17 protein-coding genes are annotated in these 16,753 nt (G+C 36.1%); 9 read left to right on the top strand and 8 right to left on the bottom strand.

From position 1 onward, the window contains the following. Positions 1–3: 3 nt before the first annotated feature. Positions 4–495: a pantetheine-phosphate adenylyltransferase gene (coaD, locus tag Fsol_RS00940; RefSeq protein ID WP_108673038.1), complete on the bottom strand. Its 492-nt coding sequence runs from the start codon at positions 493–495 to the stop codon at positions 4–6. A gap of 75 nt (positions 496–570) precedes the next feature. Then, a complete protein-coding gene (locus Fsol_RS00935) occupies positions 571–1,305 on the bottom strand; it encodes an RsmE family RNA methyltransferase (RefSeq protein ID WP_158521595.1) in 735 nt (244 codons plus the stop codon). A gap of 119 nt (positions 1,306–1,424) precedes the next feature. Here Fsol_RS00935 and tsf point away from each other — a divergent pair, with 119 nt between their 5' ends. The 3 genes from tsf to Fsol_RS00920 all read left to right on the top strand — a co-directional run bounded on the left by tsf (position 1,425) and on the right by Fsol_RS00920 (position 4,413). After that, positions 1,425–2,282, top strand: a complete 858-nt coding sequence (gene tsf / locus Fsol_RS00930; protein ID WP_108673036.1) for a translation elongation factor Ts — start codon at positions 1,425–1,427, stop codon at positions 2,280–2,282. A gap of 7 nt (positions 2,283–2,289) precedes the next feature. Beyond that, positions 2,290–3,087, top strand: coding sequence for a biotin--[acetyl-CoA-carboxylase] ligase (locus Fsol_RS00925; RefSeq protein ID WP_108673035.1), 798 nt, complete (start codon positions 2,290–2,292; stop codon positions 3,085–3,087). 264 nt (positions 3,088–3,351) lie between these two features. Next, entirely contained in the window at positions 3,352–4,413 is a 1,062-nt protein-coding gene (locus tag Fsol_RS00920; protein WP_108673034.1) for a hypothetical protein, read from the top strand. 4 nt (positions 4,414–4,417) lie between these two features. Here the strand turns inward: Fsol_RS00920 and Fsol_RS00915 are convergent, their stop codons facing one another. Both Fsol_RS00915 and Fsol_RS00910 read right to left on the bottom strand, forming a co-directional pair. Beyond that, positions 4,418–5,278, bottom strand: a complete 861-nt coding sequence (locus Fsol_RS00915; protein WP_108673033.1) for an ABC transporter permease — start codon at positions 5,276–5,278, stop codon at positions 4,418–4,420. A gap of 2 nt (positions 5,279–5,280) precedes the next feature. Then, a complete protein-coding gene (locus Fsol_RS00910) occupies positions 5,281–6,012 on the bottom strand; it encodes an ATP-binding cassette domain-containing protein (RefSeq protein WP_108673032.1) in 732 nt (243 codons plus the stop codon). Positions 6,013–6,140: 128 nt separating this feature from the next. On the opposite strand from Fsol_RS00910, the gene hflK reads away from it, so the two are divergent. From hflK to Fsol_RS00890, 4 genes are all read left to right on the top strand, one after another. Beyond that, positions 6,141–7,295: an FtsH protease activity modulator HflK gene (gene hflK, locus Fsol_RS00905; RefSeq protein ID WP_108673031.1), complete on the top strand. Its 1,155-nt coding sequence runs from the start codon at positions 6,141–6,143 to the stop codon at positions 7,293–7,295. 88 nt (positions 7,296–7,383) lie between these two features. Continuing rightward, positions 7,384–8,019 (top strand): L-threonylcarbamoyladenylate synthase, encoded by a 636-nt coding sequence (locus Fsol_RS00900; RefSeq protein WP_158521594.1) that lies wholly within the window; start codon positions 7,384–7,386, stop codon positions 8,017–8,019. Between the two features lie 51 nt (positions 8,020–8,070). Then, a complete protein-coding gene (locus tag Fsol_RS00895) occupies positions 8,071–8,337 on the top strand; it encodes a hypothetical protein (protein WP_108673029.1) in 267 nt (88 codons plus the stop codon). 277 nt (positions 8,338–8,614) lie between these two features. Further along, the gene (locus tag Fsol_RS00890) at positions 8,615–10,006 is read left to right on the top strand and encodes an ankyrin repeat domain-containing protein (protein WP_145958098.1); all 1,392 of its coding nucleotides are present in this window, start codon (positions 8,615–8,617) and stop codon (positions 10,004–10,006) included. Between the two features lie 1,331 nt (positions 10,007–11,337). Here the strand turns inward: Fsol_RS00890 and Fsol_RS00880 are convergent. From Fsol_RS00880 to rpsM, 3 genes are all read right to left on the bottom strand, one after another. After that, positions 11,338–12,315, bottom strand: a complete 978-nt coding sequence (locus Fsol_RS00880; RefSeq protein ID WP_158521593.1) for a DNA-directed RNA polymerase subunit alpha — start codon at positions 12,313–12,315, stop codon at positions 11,338–11,340. A gap of 115 nt (positions 12,316–12,430) precedes the next feature. Next, a complete protein-coding gene (rpsK, locus tag Fsol_RS00875; RefSeq protein WP_108673025.1) occupies positions 12,431–12,790 on the bottom strand; it encodes a 30S ribosomal protein S11 in 360 nt (119 codons plus the stop codon). Positions 12,791–12,826: 36 nt separating this feature from the next. Beyond that, positions 12,827–13,201 (bottom strand): 30S ribosomal protein S13, encoded by a 375-nt coding sequence (gene rpsM / locus Fsol_RS00870; protein WP_108673024.1) that lies wholly within the window; start codon positions 13,199–13,201, stop codon positions 12,827–12,829. Positions 13,202–13,304: 103 nt separating this feature from the next. On the opposite strand from rpsM, the gene Fsol_RS00865 reads away from it, so the two are divergent. Continuing rightward, positions 13,305–14,372, top strand: coding sequence for a UDP-N-acetylglucosamine--N-acetylmuramyl-(pentapeptide) pyrophosphoryl-undecaprenol N-acetylglucosamine transferase (locus tag Fsol_RS00865; RefSeq protein WP_108673023.1), 1,068 nt, complete (start codon positions 13,305–13,307; stop codon positions 14,370–14,372). An 86-nt stretch (positions 14,373–14,458) separates the two neighbouring features. After that, positions 14,459–15,514, top strand: a complete 1,056-nt coding sequence (gene plsX / locus Fsol_RS00860; protein WP_108673022.1) for a phosphate acyltransferase PlsX — start codon at positions 14,459–14,461, stop codon at positions 15,512–15,514. On the opposite strand, the gene prfA is transcribed toward plsX, so the two are convergent. Continuing rightward, a complete protein-coding gene (gene prfA, locus Fsol_RS00855; RefSeq protein ID WP_108673021.1) occupies positions 15,509–16,591 on the bottom strand; it encodes a peptide chain release factor 1 in 1,083 nt (360 codons plus the stop codon). The genes plsX and prfA overlap by 6 nt on opposite strands. Positions 16,592–16,753 lie beyond the last annotated feature (162 nt).

Raw genomic sequence — 16,753 nt, 5'->3', positions numbered from 1 at the left:
ATTTTATTTTTGATAAGCTTTTCTCAATTCGTCTTCAACTTCCTTTGAAACGAAGGGCTTTAATTCTCCATTAAACCTCGCAATTTCCTTGACAGCGGAAGACGAAACGAAGTTTGAGTCACTCGCAGAGGGTAAGAATACAGTAATGATGTCTTTATTTAAAACGCTATTCACATGCGCCATCTTAAACTCATACTCCAAATCAATCGAAGATCTAACTCCGCGTACAATCGCGATAACGTCATGCTCATAAGCGAAATTTACCAAAACTTTTGGCGGCAAAGGTAAGACTTCGACATTTATCTCACGATACGGCGCAATCGTACTTTTGACCATAGATACTCTTTTTTCCACTGAAAAAAGCAATCTTTTCTCAGTATCCGATGCTACTGCTACTATTATCTTATCAAAAAGTTTAACGGCACGTAACAAGACACCGAGATGCCCGTTTGTAAATGGATCAAATGTACCAGGGTATACTGCAGTCCTTACCATAATTCAGCAATTCAAAAATTATGACTGAATTCTATAAAATGACGTAATTAAAGTCATTACGCATTCGAACTAATTTTACCATTTTTTCATAAGTATGTTGGAAGCACACAACGCTGACATGAAAGCTGTTTCAGCTCTCATTACACTATTGCCAACTTTCCATACGCCAATATGAGGAGATTGCTTTGCTAAAGATGCAAAGGAACGCATTTCATTTTCTGACCATCCACCTTCGGCTCCTACGATAAAAACGACATCTTTTATATGATTTTCTACTACATACTCATTCAAGTGCTGAAATTTTTGAAACTGATGAACATGTTGGTACTGCAACAACTGAGTATGTAATAACACTACCAGCACATCAGAAGATATCACTTCGCTAACAGCTTCGGCAAAAGTATTTGAAATCCTTACAATAGGTATCTTAATATTATCAGACTGCTCTACCGCACCTTTAACATAAATAGGTATCTTTTTTTCCGGTATTTTTCTGCAAACAGTACGTTCTGATAACATAATTGTCACTTTCTCCACTTCGCATTCCACAATTTTAGAGATAAAAAACTGAAGATTATACGATTTTATAGGGCAGAATATTATATGAGTACTACCATATACAGCGCCAATACTATGATTTTCAAGCTTTTCAGTTATCCGAATTATGACTTTTTTTCTTATTTCCTCGATACAAGCAAGCCATCTATCTCCAGTCTCATTTAGCACTAGTATCTCGTCACCAATCTCCTGTCTTAAAACATTTTTGATATGATTAGAATCCAAATCTGATAGCTGTATATTCTCATTCAAAGAGAAATCTTGCGCGGGTAAAAACAACTTTCTATACTTGCTCACTTTTCAAGAATACTTGACTATTTGCAGTTAGTGCTATACTTAAACTATACTTATGACATGTCAATAGAACGCATATGAATATAAACGATCTAATCAAGACTCTCCGTGGTATGACTCAAGCGCCAATCTCTGAGTGTCAAAAAGCGCTAAAAGAATGTAATGGCGATCTCAACAAAGCGGCAGAGTTTTTGAAGAAAAGCGGTGCTGCGATACTATCAAAGAACGCCGATAGAGCAACAAAGGAAGGAGTAGTATGCCTTAGCATGAGTGAAGATCGAAAGAAAGCGGTAGTAGCAAGGATACAGTGTGAAACTGATTTCGTCGCGAGAAGCGAAGCTTTTCTAAAAGGCGCCTCTCAAATTGCAAACATAGTACTTAATAATGCCCCTAGCGACGACATCGATACAATTCTTGGATATACCTATAACGGAGTAGGAGTAAGAAACATTCTTGAAGAATTAGCAGCTTCTTTAAGAGAAAATATCGTAGTAAGTAAAGTGACTTTTATTGCCAATAGTTCAGGAAAATTATACAAATATATTCACGGTAATATGGGTAGTGATTGCGGTACGATATGCTCCATCGTTGCTATCGATTCTGATGTAAAAAGCGAAGCAATTGAAACACTTGGAAAAAACATCGCAATGCATATAGCAGCTGCGTCTCCTGTCTCTGTAGATATTCAATCAATACCTACCGATTTCATCGAAAAAGAGAAAGCTACAGCAGAAGAAGAAGCTAAAAAAGCTGGAAAACCTGAGAGTATTATACAAAAAATCGTCGCAGGGAGAATGCAAAAAGTGTATGAAGAATCAGTACTACTAGAACAGAAATTTATCGTAGATAACTCTAAGAAGATTTCTGAAGTTCTGTCAGATATAAAAGGAAACGTAAAAGTAGCAAAATTCGTACGCATGCAACTGAAGGAGTAGCATATATATGAGTACCGAGATTGACGATGTAGTGTATGATGCGGATTTTCAGATATTTAGGTTAAAAACTGTAGATAGCACGCAACTGTATGCAAGGAAGCTTATTGCTTTCAGCGAGGTAGAGCGTGAATTTGTGGTAATTGCAGATGCACAAGTTGATGGCATTGGCACAGGAAGCAATAGCTGGATAGGAAAGAACGGTAACTTGTTCATGACTGTCGCTTTTCGCTTAGATCCGAGTATGAGTACAGACTCTATACCGCAGTTCTCTTATATTGGTGCAATCTCCGTAGGAGAAGCAATAGCGCAAGAATGCGCATTAGAACATATAAGATTATCGTATAAATGGGTAAACGATATTTTATTAAATTATAAAAAGTGCTGCGGCATATTATGCGAGATATATCGAAATCAGTTTCTACTTGTTGGAATTGGTATAAATATAAAGCACTTTCCAAATCTTGTTGAATTACACGAACAATGCAATATGCCGTATAAAGCCACATCAATTGAAAACGAAGGCCTACAGGTAAATAAAATTCAACTTGAGAAAAGGATACTATACGAGTTAAGGAAAATGTATAAACTGTGGAAAGAACACGGATTTACACCAATAAAAAAATTATGGATGCAAAGAGCAGAATATCTAGGAAAAGACGTTACATGGAGAAATAATAACAACACGACGAAGATAGGGAAATTTCTCGGCATAAATATGGCGGGAGAAATGCTTCTACAAGTTGAGGAGAATCATAAACGCACAGTGATAAAGTTACGCACCGGTAGCATACGAGTACTAGCGTAATTACCGATTTTGATGGTATTTAGCGAGATAATGCAATGTATCTGCAACTGATGAATATGGTAATGATTGTACAATAACATAATTCTAATTTAATGATTAGTATGAAGCAGTATATCTAAAATGACGTAACGTATTGTGGATATACCATAACATCGTGATATCAGTGACGCACTCTTCTCAAGGCCATATGTTCGAAAGTTCTTGCACGAATGTTTTGATTAACGTATGTAACTATTGTACTCTTTTTATAGGTGATTTTGTGGGATGCAAGGTGTCGTACTATTGTTGTGCGGAGGCTTTAACTCTAATCATCACACTTCTATAGCTTCCGCACAGAACGTTGCAAATCTCATGCAAAAAGGAGGCATCAATTTTGCAATAGTATCACTTACACATTCTAAGAAATGCTATCTTCTCAATCACTCTGAGTTAAACATTTTTAGGGAGTTCAATGATATTAATATGTTGAACTGTCAAGAGGTACAGTTATTCATTTCTGATGGCTTAAAGTTCGTTGCAGGCGCTCATTTTCTTAAATATGAAGTAGTTTTTTCCTTAATATCTCCGCATGATGAAGGCGCAATGATGCTACAAAGTATCATCGAGTGCACAAATACGAAATACATTGGAAACAATCTCTGCGATACTTTAGGACTTTATAACAGAGATATAATGTACAGAGTATTGGGTACATTCGGTGTGCTAAGCAAAAAGTACGTCATACTTGATCAAGAGACGAAATATGAAGATGTCGATACATTACTCGGTGCAGGTATCATCATCGCAAGATCATTGAAATGTGAAATATCGCAGCAATTTTACGCTTTTGATAATTATAACGAGTTCGAGAAACTGAAAGCTTTCATTACCACGGGAAATTATAAGTTATGTTTAGAGAAGAAATATCATCACTGGGAAGAACTTGATGTAGTACTTCATATTTTAGATTCAGAAGTTACTATCATTAGTATGAGTTATGTAGAATCTGAAATAAGAGGTGGGATTACTCACTCTCATAATAACGTACCCTATAAAGTTCTATCGTATCAGCCTAACCTCTCAATACATCTTCTAGAACAACTAAAGCGCAGCGTACAAATCATATGTCGTACGTATAAACTCTGTGATACTGCGCAAATTCGCTTTTTTATAGATGAAAAGGAAAATCTATATATCTCTGATATATATGCGATACCACATTTCACAAGTGAATGGTGTCTTTGGCAGTATGACAGAGTGTTAAATTTCGTAGAAACTTTGATAAAACACGCATCATGCAAGAAAAGCCTCTTTAATGAGGTACCACTTTTCAGTGCTCACCAGTAACCGATTATACTTGAAGTAGTTTATCTTTTCTCTTTATTGCAATAAGTAGTATCAAAATTAAAGCCGTCAACAATTTCAAACATGATGGCGCAACTCCAACTAACATTGCCACTCCTTGTATTTGTTGATATACGACTGCGCCGATTATTGGTCCTAATATTTGTCTAACAATCCCTATACCTCCTATTATCACTTCTCCAAGCATTAACGACACAAGTGCATGTACTAAAATGCCGAAGCCCATTCCAATATCGCTATATAACTGAATTTGCGTGGTGATAGCGCCTGCGACGCTACTTAACCCATTACCTAGAAATAGTGCAAGAATATAATATTGCGACACTGGTATTCCGTATTTTTTAGCAAATTTTATATTATAGCCCGTAGCGCGCATTCTAAGCCCTTTTTCAGTAAATAAAAAAGCTATCAAAGCAACAGATATTGCAATTAGAATAAATGCTACAATTCCAATTTTCATACAGTAATCTCCACCAATTAAAGATGTATGATAGTGAAATAGCGGTACATTCGGCGCTCCTAGAATATACAACGATATGCTGTAAAGCATTGTACTAGTAATAATACCGGCAAGCAGTGATGCAATTCGCAATTTTAATATCATCGTACATGTTAACATTCCTGCAATACCACCACCGATAAAACATCCAACTATTGCGATATACTCATTAACATGTGCTCTTATAAAAGAACAGCACAACGCTCCACCAAGCAAATAAGCACCTTCTACCGTCATATCAGGTATCTTCATGAATCTAAACGGAATAGCAAGTCCAATCGATACTACTGCTAAGATTAAACTTTGTAGGAAACCTACACTTAATAAATCGGTAATCATATATGTCATTTTCAGTACTCACGCAACAACTCTGACAACTCATGAAAAGTAAGAGAGCTTTTCTCACTTAACGAGACATCGTGCTTCAATTTTCCTTTGCTTAATACAATAATGCGTTCTCCATATTCCATCGCTTCCATAATGCTATGCGTTATCATAATAACTGTACAAGAATTTCTCTTACTTTTCGAAAGTGTATACGAGAGTATTTTCTGCTGAGTATTGACATCAAGTGCACTTGTATGCTCGTCCAACAATATCAAAGGAGGCATATTAATCATAGCCATAACAGTTGCTATCGCTTGTTTTTGTCCTCCAGAAAGATTTGCTACTCTATCATAAATGCGTTTTTCTAGCCCCATATCAACTTCTGATAAGATATCAGATATCATCTCTTTATCTTGAGAAATAAATCTTAATCCTGCACTTCGATTCTTACCAACAGCGAGTAAGATGTTTTCAAACACAGTCATTTCACCAACTAAACTACTAGCAATATCCTGCGTTACGGTACTAGTGTTCAACATTCTGAATGTATTCGATTTCGTAACATCGCACCCGCTAAATAACATCTTTCCGCTGCTAACCTCATACTCACCTGAAATACATTTCATTAATGTAGATTTACCAGAACCATTAGCGCCCATAAGAGCGCATATTGTTCCTTTTTCTACTTCAAGCGTCACATTATCAAGTACCAATTCTTCGGAAAAAAACTTACACAGATTGCTTAATTTCAGCATTTTACCGATTGAATGTATCAATCCACGAATGGTACAACTGTTAGCGGATATGTCAACTATTTTAAAGATACAGTTGCACGTATGCAGTATTGATACTATTCTTCTGAATAATTCAATTATACCTACGCATGTTCGCAATTTTTAACTTTGATAATCCGTGGACTGACAACAAGAGTGACAATAATAAGTCAAATTTTAAGTCTTCGCAAAAAAATTTCTTAGATGAGATATACGATTCCTTCAAAAAGAATGCGCCAAATCTGACTGGAATGCGCGGATTTTGGCTTGGAATTGCGTTACTCCTCATCATAATTTTTGTAGGAAGCGGATTATATCTCATAGAACCTAACGAAATAGGAGTAATAGTGAGATTTGGAAAATATGATAGAATAAGCGGCCCTGGCTTACACTGGAAAATACCTGCACCAATAGAACAATTGGATGTCGTCAATACTACGAGAATAAGAAGAGAGCATATAGGATTTCAAAGCGTCAGTTCAGAGGAAGACAGAGACTCAATGCTGACAATAATGAAACTAAGAAGAACTGATACCACATCTGATACTGATAATAACGAAAGCTTACCAAGCGAAAGTTACCATCTAACAGGAGATGAAAATGTGGTTGATTTGCGCTTTTTTGTGCAATGGAAGATATCAAATCCGGTAAATTATATTTTCAAAATCAAAAACACAACAGAAAAAGAGAATGAAACTGTAAAACTAGCAGCACAAAGCGCTATGAGGCAAGTGATAGGAGTTGTAAGCCTTTATGATGCACTATCTGAACGGAGAAGTTATATAGAGCAACAAACGCATAACATGTTACAGGATATTTTAAACTCTTATGAAAGTGGTATTGAAGTGGTAAGTCTAGGTATTTTATACAGTTATGTTGCACCTGAAGTGCGTGATGCATATAGAGATGTACAAGCTGCAAAAGCAGATCAACAAAAGTTAATTAACCAAGCTGAAGCTTATAGAAACGATGCTCTTCATAGAGCAAAAGGAAATGCAGATGAAATAGAACAACATTCACTTGGATATAAAGAATCAACAATAAAAGCGGCTTTAGGCGAAAAAATAAGATTCGAGTTAATGCAAAAGCAGTACGCTGCATCGAAAAATATTATCAAAACTAAAATGTACATGGATGCTGTACAATCTCTTCTCGCAAATAATAATAAAATTATCACTGGAAAAGATGTAAAAGTTTTCTTGAGTACATGGAAGGACAGTAGCACCGATAGTAAAACTGCAATGAAAGAAGAAGCTTTAGATTAGAATCGTAAATTTTCACATATAGCGCTATGATGCGAGAGTCTTCATATTTTTTCTTACTGTGAAAGTTTCATTCAGCGCATGTGAAGACTTGCATCTGCATTTACAGGATGGTGAAATATGTTGCCTTCCAACAGATACAACATGGGGACTAACATGCGATGCGACAAATATAAATGCAGTCATAAAACTGTTCTATCTAAAAAAACGACTGCATGATAAAAGTGTGCCAATTTTCGCACCATCAGTAGAAGTAGCTGCTAAACACTTTGAAATAAGCACTCTTGCTGAAAGATTAATCCATCGGTACTGGCCAGGTAAACTCACACTTCTTCTTCCAAGAAGACAAACTAATCCTGCGGCTATTGATTACATTCATACTTCCATTATAAGTTCAGAGGAAAAAGTGGCAGTTAGAATACCAAATAGCAGTCGTGCTTTAAAAAGTATGAAGGAGAATATGCTTATCGTAGGCACAAGCGCAAATCTCTCTGGTGCTACACCAGCAACTTCATTAAAAGACTTAAAAAAACAAATAACGCTGCATCACCATATCGGTGATAATATGAATGTGCACTATCACACTCTTGATGAAGAATTGGTTGTGCATGGTATACCATCCACAATATTGGACATTACGAACGATAAAAATCCTATACTAATAAGAGAAGGCATTATCAAATATGACGAAGTTATGAGTTATATAAAACAATGTGGATTATTATAGTACTCTGCTATAAGCTTACATTATGAACTGAGTACGTAGGCATGTATCGACATGAGAATATATATCTCTTCTCCGCATGGTAAAATAGCAGAATGCACCGCATCTAAAGTAAGTTTTGCAAGTTTGAACGGTGCAATGGAAATAATGGATAATCATGAAAATTTCATAGCACCCCTAGTAAATACGAACCTTACCGTTGCACGCACTGATACAAGTGATGTTATTGCATTTGATGTCACCAGCGGCGCAATAAAAATGGATAACGGAGAATGCTTAATATTGCTGGAATTGTATAAGACTTCAGATAGCAATTATTAGTTTCTCTACCTATAAGCACACATATAATTGATTTTACATCAAAACACTTCATAATAGTTTCAGTATTCATTAAACAGATACAAAAAAGGTAGTGTGGAAAAGATGTCTATTATTACAACTGTGTTTCTTATTTTTCACAGTATTTGCTTGTGCTGAAGATGTACCACCTCAAGAAATAAAGAAAATTCATAAGAATGCAACAAAAAGCAAAAGCGAGTATAAAAGATATCTAGAAAGAAAACATTTCTCAGAAAAGCGGAAACATAAGAAGGTGCACATGAATATAGAATCCATGAGAGAAAAGTTTGGCCACGAGGAGCAAGTTGGCGCATCAAACGTTCATGATCGTTCCAGTGCAAAAGACTCTAAAAGAGACACGCAGATTGACGAAAAAATGCAAAAAAAACTAAAAATAGATCATAGTATTGCAAAAGATTCGACAAAAATAGATGAATCTCATAAAGACAATAATAACAACGCAATTGAAGCTAAAGATTCCAAAATAAAAGAGACAGAAAGTCACAAGCAAAATATTACCGAAAAAAGCGATACTATTATTTCCACACAGAAAACTACTATCGCAGTTCCTCACTCATCCAATATCGAAGCTGATCTAAAAGAGCAGCCAAAAATAACAGATGATCACACAAGCGTAAATTCAGATGCGCAAATAAGCGCGAAAAATAGCAAAGAATCAAAGCTAAGTAATTCAGTACATGTCAATAGAACTGATTCTATGACAAAATCAGAACAGAATCATCAACATACTACTAAGCATGAAGATAGAAATATCACATCAAATAGAGAAGAGAAACCTCATGGAAAAGAAAAACCTAAAGTAGGATTTAAGAATAAAAATCACTCAAAACCGCTACCAGATTTCGTAGTCTCAAGCCAAGAAGTAAAAATGTTAGAGAATATAAGTTCGAGAAAATACTATAGTAATGATGTATCACCTTCTGGTGAGCAACGCGTCAGTCCATTTTATAGCATAGAATACTCAACGATGTTGTTTCATGCTGTTTCTCAGAATGACTGCTTTGCGATAGCAGCGCTTTTGCAGAAAGGAGGTAATGTAAACGCGCAACTTACTGGCGGAGATAGCGTATTGTTGTACGCGGTAAAGAATAATAAAGTAGAAGCAGCTAAATATCTTGTATTAAAAGGTGCTGATATAAATTTACAAAATTCTTATAAAGAAACACCGTTACATATCGCTATAAAATCTAAAAATTTAGAATGTACGTCTTTGCTATTGTACTATAATGCTGATGTTCTGATTAAAGATAAAGATGGTAAAACGCCACTCTCATATCTGAGAGGAAGCGATACAAGTTTTTGTATACAAGTATTTAGTATGTATACAAACAAGGAAAAAGCTTTAATCGATGCTACAAGAATGGGACTGCTGAGTAGCGTTAGGTACATAATCAAAAGTGGCATAAAGCCAACAATTACGGATGAAAATGGAAATACTCTTTTAATATTAGCAGTAAAGAACGGAGATATTAAAATGGTGTCGTTACTACTTGAATATGGTGGAGAACAGCTGAAAATAGCTAATAAAGCTGGAGAAACAGCTATGTCTGTCGCGGCAAAAAATAATTACACTGATATTACGTCTATATTGAAAACATTTCAAATTCAAGAAGAATTTAGGAAAAGCTAATTACTACAACTATATATAAAGCATATTCTATAATTGTGCGCTTAGTACTTTTGTCTATATAAAGTACGACAAAGCATCATATGAAGAAGCATTATAGACGTTGAAAAATTCTTAAGTAATTCGCATTTACTCATGATACTGTCTTATTTTTCAACGAAGGAAAGTAATCTACTCAATAATAGCGACAATATGCGCTTCTTCATTCGACATAGAAATCACTGTGATTTGAATCGCGAGACATTCATTAAAGTTTCCAACTCTAAAAATCTTGAATTTTTCTCTTCTACAGATCTGCATATAACATACTTTCTTTAGAAGCGGTGCGTTCTCTTTTATACATAAAAAATGAATATTTTTACTAACATAATGCTGTTTATCCAAAACTACTTTATGATGCTATAACGGTACTATAGAGCAAATATTAGCAACTATGCAGATTACAGCATAATCCTCTTAATTAGCATCTAACAAATACAATGAGAAGACTATTTTCATCGAAAGAATCTTAAGTAATAGAACATATTCTAAAAAAAGATATGAAGCATAGTCTAAGGTAGGTATATAATCTCAAGGATGACATAATTTCAAATGAGAAAAGACGATGCAGTGCTTTTTATCAAGTGAAAATCGCGCGTGATAAATAACATCGCACTTTTTGAGAGATAAAAATATACAAAGCCGCTGTGCGATACATTTCTGCAACATCTTCTTCTTAGAATCGCGTATTAATTTATCGAAAAGTCAATCTACACACACGCTGCGCTTTCGCCACGGAGATAGCACTACATCTATCATAGCAACGCAATTAACTTGCAGAAGACATCTCTTATAGTATGAGTAAATACGCATCAATCACGCATTAATTTATCGAAAAGTCAATGCTGCGCTTTCGCTACGGAGATAGAGCTACATCTATCATAGCAACGCAATTAGCTTGCAGAGGACCTTCTCTATAGTATGAGTAAATACGCGTCAATCGCGTATTAATTTATCGAAAAGTCAATGCTGCGCTTTCGCTACGGAGATAGAGCTACATCTATCATAGCAACGCAATTAGCTTGCAGAGGACCTTCTCTATAGTATGAGTAAATACGCGTCAATCGCGCATTAATTTATCGAAAAGTCAATCTACACACACGCTGCGCTTTCGCTATGGAAATAGCACTACATTTATACAGCAACGCAATTAGCTTGCAGAAGACATCTCTTATAGCATGAGTAAATACGCATCAATCACGCATTAATTTATCGAAAAGTACAAATCTACACACACGCCGCGCTTTCGCCACGGAAATAGAACTGCATCTACCACAATAAGCAAAAGACCTTCCCTATAGTATAGACAAATCTATATTATTGTCACTTGAAGCACTTTTAGCGATAGCATCCACATTTTCTGGAGGCCAACCACTTATTGTCATACAAAGATCTAAGCCGAGATGACGTAGTACACCTTTTATTTCAGATAGAGATTTTTTACCAAAATTAGTCATCTTTAATAAATCTGCTTCTCTTCTTATCACGAGATCTCCAATATACTTGATATTCGCATGAGATAGACAATTATGAGATCTTACAGATAATTGCAAGTTACTCACAAGAGTAAAAAGCTTCTTATCAAATGTCTGTGTCGCAGTTGTTTTAGAAACGCTTTCTTCACTCTTAGATTCCTCAAAATTGATAATTGGCGCAAAATTATGTTGTAGTATACGAGCAGCTACTCCAAGAGCAATATCCGCAGCAATACTAAGGTTTGTCTCTAAGGTAATTTTCAGAGTATCATGCAAAATCTCCTCTTCTATCTCAAAGAAACAATTACGTACCGGAGAAAAAGAAGAATCGCAATATATCGGAGTATCTTGAAAAAGGTCTGGATGCAATGCTCTATTTTCATCAGATGTAGAGTAGCCATAACCGCCTTTTATTACGAAATCCACTTCCAATACGCCATTAAACGTCGGCGCAAGTGTACACAGATGCGCATCTTGATTAACTATGACAACATCATCAGGAGTTGATACATCACGCGCAGTCACATCTCCTCCTCTAGATATTTTCAAGCTGCATTTATGTGTACCTCCATCTTTTACAATAAAGCTGAGTTGCCTCAAATTATGTATGAAATCCACGGTATCTTCTCTCATTCCATGTATTTGAGAGAATTCATGTTCCAATCCTTCTATTCTGAGGCAAATCATAGCACTACCCCATATAGAAGACATCAAAACACGTCTTAATGCATTTCCGATAGTAATGCCAAAGCCCTTTCTGAGTGGAGAAATCTGAAATATAGAAGTTCCCTGGTGCATATATGTACAAGTACATACTGCATCAGGGAAACTTTTCCAATTACGCGTAAGCGACTTGCTTATTTCTTGCATGACTACTTAAATGAAAAAATTAACCAAAACAGACATCTAGCCGTTAAATACGTCTTCTTTTAGGTGGTTGTGTACCATTGTGTGGCACAGGCGTTCTATCTTCTATTGCCGTCACAATCACCTTTTCAGCCACAGCTCTCACTGCTGATTCACGTCCCGCACCAGGACCGGAGATCTTCACCGTTGCAGCTCTCAATCCGTACTGATCGTAAGCCTTCGTTATCGCACTTCGTGCAGCTATCTGTGCGGCATACGGAGTAGATTTCTTTGAACCTTTAAAATTGTTAGCGCCGGATGACGACCACGCTATCACGCAGCCATTCAGATCAGTCACGCAGACATAAGTATTATTGAATGACGCCACTACGTGAACAATACCGGAGTACACAACTTTTTTCGCCATAGGATAAATTGATTAACAATAATTATAATAAATACTCTATTTTGTAGCCATTTTCTTTCCTGCAATAGGTACTCTCTTGCCCTTCTTCGTTCTCGCATTAGTGCGAGTACGCTGCCCTCTTAACGGTAGCTTTCTAAGATGACGTAGTCCTCTATAGCAATTGATCTCTATCAATCTCTTGATGGAAGTACCAACGCGTGCTTTTAGCATACCTTCTACTTCATACTCAGAGACGTACTTTCCGATCTTAGCCAACTGATCTTCTGTCATGCTACTGACTCTCATTTCTCCATCTATTCCAGCGGCTTTACATATTTCACGTGCTCTGTACAAACCTATACCGTATATGTAAGTCAAAGCGATAAAGAGTTTCTTACCGGACGGAATATCAACACCTACTATACGAGACACATCAAACTAAGATAATACAACAAACTGTACATACTGTTATATTGAGATTTGTGATTTAATCAAGTATTTTTTAAGCTGTAGAGTCGAGTGTACTTCCTTCATCATGTTCTCCATCATAAACAAGTTCTTACATAAAGGTGTTATAATAAGTACTGGTGGCACAGGTGGACATGTATTTCCTGCACTTGAAATAGCGAAACATGCCCTACAACACTGCGATGTAGTATTAATGGTAGACAGAAGAGGTCATGCATATATCGAAGAGAATACACTAGAATTGCTAAAAAAAATAGCGAAACAATACGATAGAAAATTTGTATTCAACGTCACTACTCTTCATCACTCTGCGAAGCTGAAATTTATTTTCGACTTAATAAAGCAGCTTTACATCGGAGTGCGCATTGCTATCAAATATAACTACTCCGTATGCATAGGGATGGGAGGATATGCTACTGCAATGCCTATTATTGCATTCACATTATGCAATCTACTACGCTTCAGTACTTTTAATATTCTGCTGTGCGAACAAAATGCAACACTCGGAAAAGTCAATCGAGTATTTGCAAATTACCTTCCAAATACTACATTGCTCACTACTTACAAAGACATCGTGCTACCGCGTACCAATGTACCAGTAGTACATCTCGGATTCATAGTACGTGAAGAATTTAAACATTATAAGGAAACAACGCACTCGAAGCTCGATGACTGCTTACGATTATTCATGCTCGGCGGCAGTCAGGGCGCAGCTACTCTCACAATGACATTGGCGGAAATAATATCGAAACTTCATATTGATACCGATATTCGCGTATATCAGCAAATATCAAAGTATAATGATGTCGAAACTATCAAAGCACTATACGCTAAAAATAAAGCGATTCAATCTTGCGATATTAGGCATTTTTTCGCTGATTGCTGCAGCATAATGGCACAATCAGATATCATAATATCACGGGCAGGTTCCTCTACCATAGGAGAAATTTTAACATTAAATAAAAAAGCCATACTTGTGCCATTGCCGAATTCGACAGACGAACATCAGCTTCTAAATGCAAGATATATCAAAGCACATCACGGCAATATATATTTAATCGAACAAAAAGATCTAAATATGAATTCAATAAAAGAAGCCATTACAATACTTTCAAATTCATCCAATAAAAAGTAGGTGATATACGCAGAAATTTTATTTGTACTAACTGACAGCTTTATCATATTATCATCTAGTTACTAAGAAAAACATAGGATGAGATAATGAACAGCAGAAATCACGTAGTAATTAGTGTAGACGCTATGGGAGGTGATAACGCACCACACTTTGTGATTAGTGCTATGAACGAGTATGCAAAGCAAAATTCGGAAATTCGCTTCATACTGTGCGGTATTAAAGAGGAAATATCTCCTTTATTATCTCGATATCCACTTCTATCTCAACATATTGTGAATATCGTGTATTCTGGTGAATCAGTGAAAAATGATGATGATCCTATTCATGCTTTTAGAGCTAAGAAGAATTCAAGCATGAGATTAGCAATAGAAGAAGTGCAAAAGAATAATGCCAATGCGGCTTTATCATGCGGTAATACTGGTGCACTTATGGTAACTGGAAAGATGTTGCTACATACGCTGAATTTCATCAATAGACCCGCAATAATAGCACCATTCCCTACATATAAGAACGATATTGTAATACTAGATCTTGGCGCAAATACTGAGATTAATGAACAGATAATATTACAATTTGCAATTATGGGAAGCTCTTACTCAAAAATAGAGTATGGCATTAAATCTCCAAGAATAGGTATGCTTAATGTAGGTAATGAAGATAATAAAGGACGTACTATTGAGAGAAAAGGACATATATTGCTGAAAAATTCAAACATCAATTATTGTGGATTTATAGAACCTCATCAAGTAATTAATGGCGATGTCGATGTGGTAGTAACAGACGGATTTTCAGGTAATATTTTTCTAAAATCAGCCGAAGGTACTGCAAAATTTATCGGAAAGATCATGAAAAAGACTGTGATCGAAGCAGGCTTATTAGGTAAAATAGGCAGCTTTTTATTACGTTCACATCTGAAAAAAGTCTTTAGAACTATCAATCCATCTCGATGCAATGGCGCTATGCTAATAGGATTGAATGGTATCGTGGTCAAGAGTCATAGTGGTGCTGATATAGAAGGGATAACTAATGCACTAAGCGTAGCTTATAGATTAGCTAAGTACGAGTTAAATACCAAAATTTGCAGCGATATGGAGGAGAAAAAGCACTTATTTCAACTTGCTAAAGATGACAACGCATCATAACTCTTTTTCCGAAAAATTCGCTAACTTTTCTGCATTATGAAGAGATATTAGATGATCGATGAAATTCTGTATATTACCATCCATTACATCTAAAATATTATGTATCGTTACTCCGATTCTATGATCTGTCACTCTACTTTGAGGATAATTGTAAGTTCTTACTTTTTCTGAACGTTCTCCGGTACCTACTTGTGCTTTTCTGTTCTGAGAACGTTCAGATTCTTTTTTACTCTTTTCTAACTCGTAGAGTCTTGCACTTAATATCCTCATTGCTTTATCTTTGTTTCGATGCTGTGATTTATCGTCCTGCTGACAGACTGTTATTCCGGTAGGAATATGCACTATCCTCACTGCACTCTCCGTTTTATTGACATGCTGCCCTCCTGCGCCACTTGCTCTATATACATCTATTTTCAGATCTTCTTCCTTAATATTGATATCTACTTCTTGTATCTCAGGTAGCACAGCTACAGTAACAGTAGAAGTATGAATCCTGCCATTATTTTCCGTATCTGGCACTCTTTGCACTCTATGTACTCCTGCTTCGAACTTGAGTCTTGCAAAAGCACCGCGTCCACTTATACATATTGCGCATTCTTTTACTCCATCTATTCCAGTTGAACTCATAGATAATATTTCCACCTTCCAACTTTGACGCTCTGCATATCTACAATACATCCTCATCAAATCATATGCAAATAGCGCAGCTTCCGCACCACCTGCAGCAGCTCTGATCTCCATAATAACTCCCTTCTCATCATCAGTATCTTTCGGGATGAGAAGTAGCATGAAGTCATGTTCTATTTTCTCTAGCTTCTGCGATAGCAAAGCTTTTTCACTTTGCAAAGCTTCTTTAAATTCAGAATCATTTGTAACAGATAACTCAGCATCGATCTCTTCATTCATCCTCTGCAAATTTCTTCTTTCTCTGATTACTGCTACTACAGGTTCTAAGGTGGCATATTCTTGATTTAACTTCACCATTTCATCAATCGGCAGCAAAGAAGATTGCATTAATGAAGCTGATATATGCTCGTACCTCTTCTCTATCTCAATCGCAGCTGAATCAAGTGACATTCGTACTTAGATAAGTTTATAACTGAATGCTAATAACATCAGACTTTACTCTATCCGCAAGCGTAAAATTGATCAATATAAATACTTGAGACGAAATCGTCAAAAAGAGAAACTCTCTTTAAGTCATTTTTCTTTTACAATAGCATCGCTTCTTATTATAGC

Origin of the sequence: Candidatus Fokinia solitaria, assembly GCF_003072485.1 — a bacterium.
GTDB lineage: Bacteria > Pseudomonadota > Alphaproteobacteria > Rickettsiales > Midichloriaceae > Fokinia > Fokinia solitaria.
The sequence above is the reverse complement of the archived record's forward strand: the minus strand, read 5'-3'. Positions and strand labels throughout refer to the sequence as shown.

What these genes read in the sequence shown, in the direction of transcription:
- Fsol_RS00880 (WP_158521593.1), bottom strand. Translation starts at nt 12,315, where the DNA reads ATGCACCAGGGAACTTCTATATTTCAGATTTCTCCACTCAGAAAGGGC.
- Fsol_RS00910 (WP_108673032.1), bottom strand. Translation starts at nt 6,012, where the DNA reads ATGCTGAAATTAAGCAATCTGTGTAAGTTTTTTTCCGAAGAATTGGTA.
- prfA (WP_108673021.1), bottom strand. Translation starts at nt 16,591, where the DNA reads ATGTCACTTGATTCAGCTGCGATTGAGATAGAGAAGAGGTACGAGCAT.
- Fsol_RS00920 (WP_108673034.1), top strand. Translation starts at nt 3,352, where the DNA reads ATGCAAGGTGTCGTACTATTGTTGTGCGGAGGCTTTAACTCTAATCAT.
- plsX (WP_108673022.1), top strand. Translation starts at nt 14,459, where the DNA reads ATGAACAGCAGAAATCACGTAGTAATTAGTGTAGACGCTATGGGAGGT.
- Fsol_RS00925 (WP_108673035.1), top strand. Translation starts at nt 2,290, where the DNA reads ATGAGTACCGAGATTGACGATGTAGTGTATGATGCGGATTTTCAGATA.
- coaD (WP_108673038.1), bottom strand. Translation starts at nt 495, where the DNA reads ATGGTAAGGACTGCAGTATACCCTGGTACATTTGATCCATTTACAAAC.
- Fsol_RS00915 (WP_108673033.1), bottom strand. Translation starts at nt 5,278, where the DNA reads ATGACATATATGATTACCGATTTATTAAGTGTAGGTTTCCTACAAAGT.
- rpsK (WP_108673025.1), bottom strand. Translation starts at nt 12,790, where the DNA reads ATGGCGAAAAAAGTTGTGTACTCCGGTATTGTTCACGTAGTGGCGTCA.
- tsf (WP_108673036.1), top strand. Translation starts at nt 1,425, where the DNA reads ATGAATATAAACGATCTAATCAAGACTCTCCGTGGTATGACTCAAGCG.
- Fsol_RS00890 (WP_145958098.1), top strand. Translation starts at nt 8,615, where the DNA reads ATGAATATAGAATCCATGAGAGAAAAGTTTGGCCACGAGGAGCAAGTT.
- Fsol_RS00865 (WP_108673023.1), top strand. Translation starts at nt 13,305, where the DNA reads ATGTTCTCCATCATAAACAAGTTCTTACATAAAGGTGTTATAATAAGT.
- hflK (WP_108673031.1), top strand. Translation starts at nt 6,141, where the DNA reads ATGTTCGCAATTTTTAACTTTGATAATCCGTGGACTGACAACAAGAGT.
- Fsol_RS00895 (WP_108673029.1), top strand. Translation starts at nt 8,071, where the DNA reads ATGAGAATATATATCTCTTCTCCGCATGGTAAAATAGCAGAATGCACC.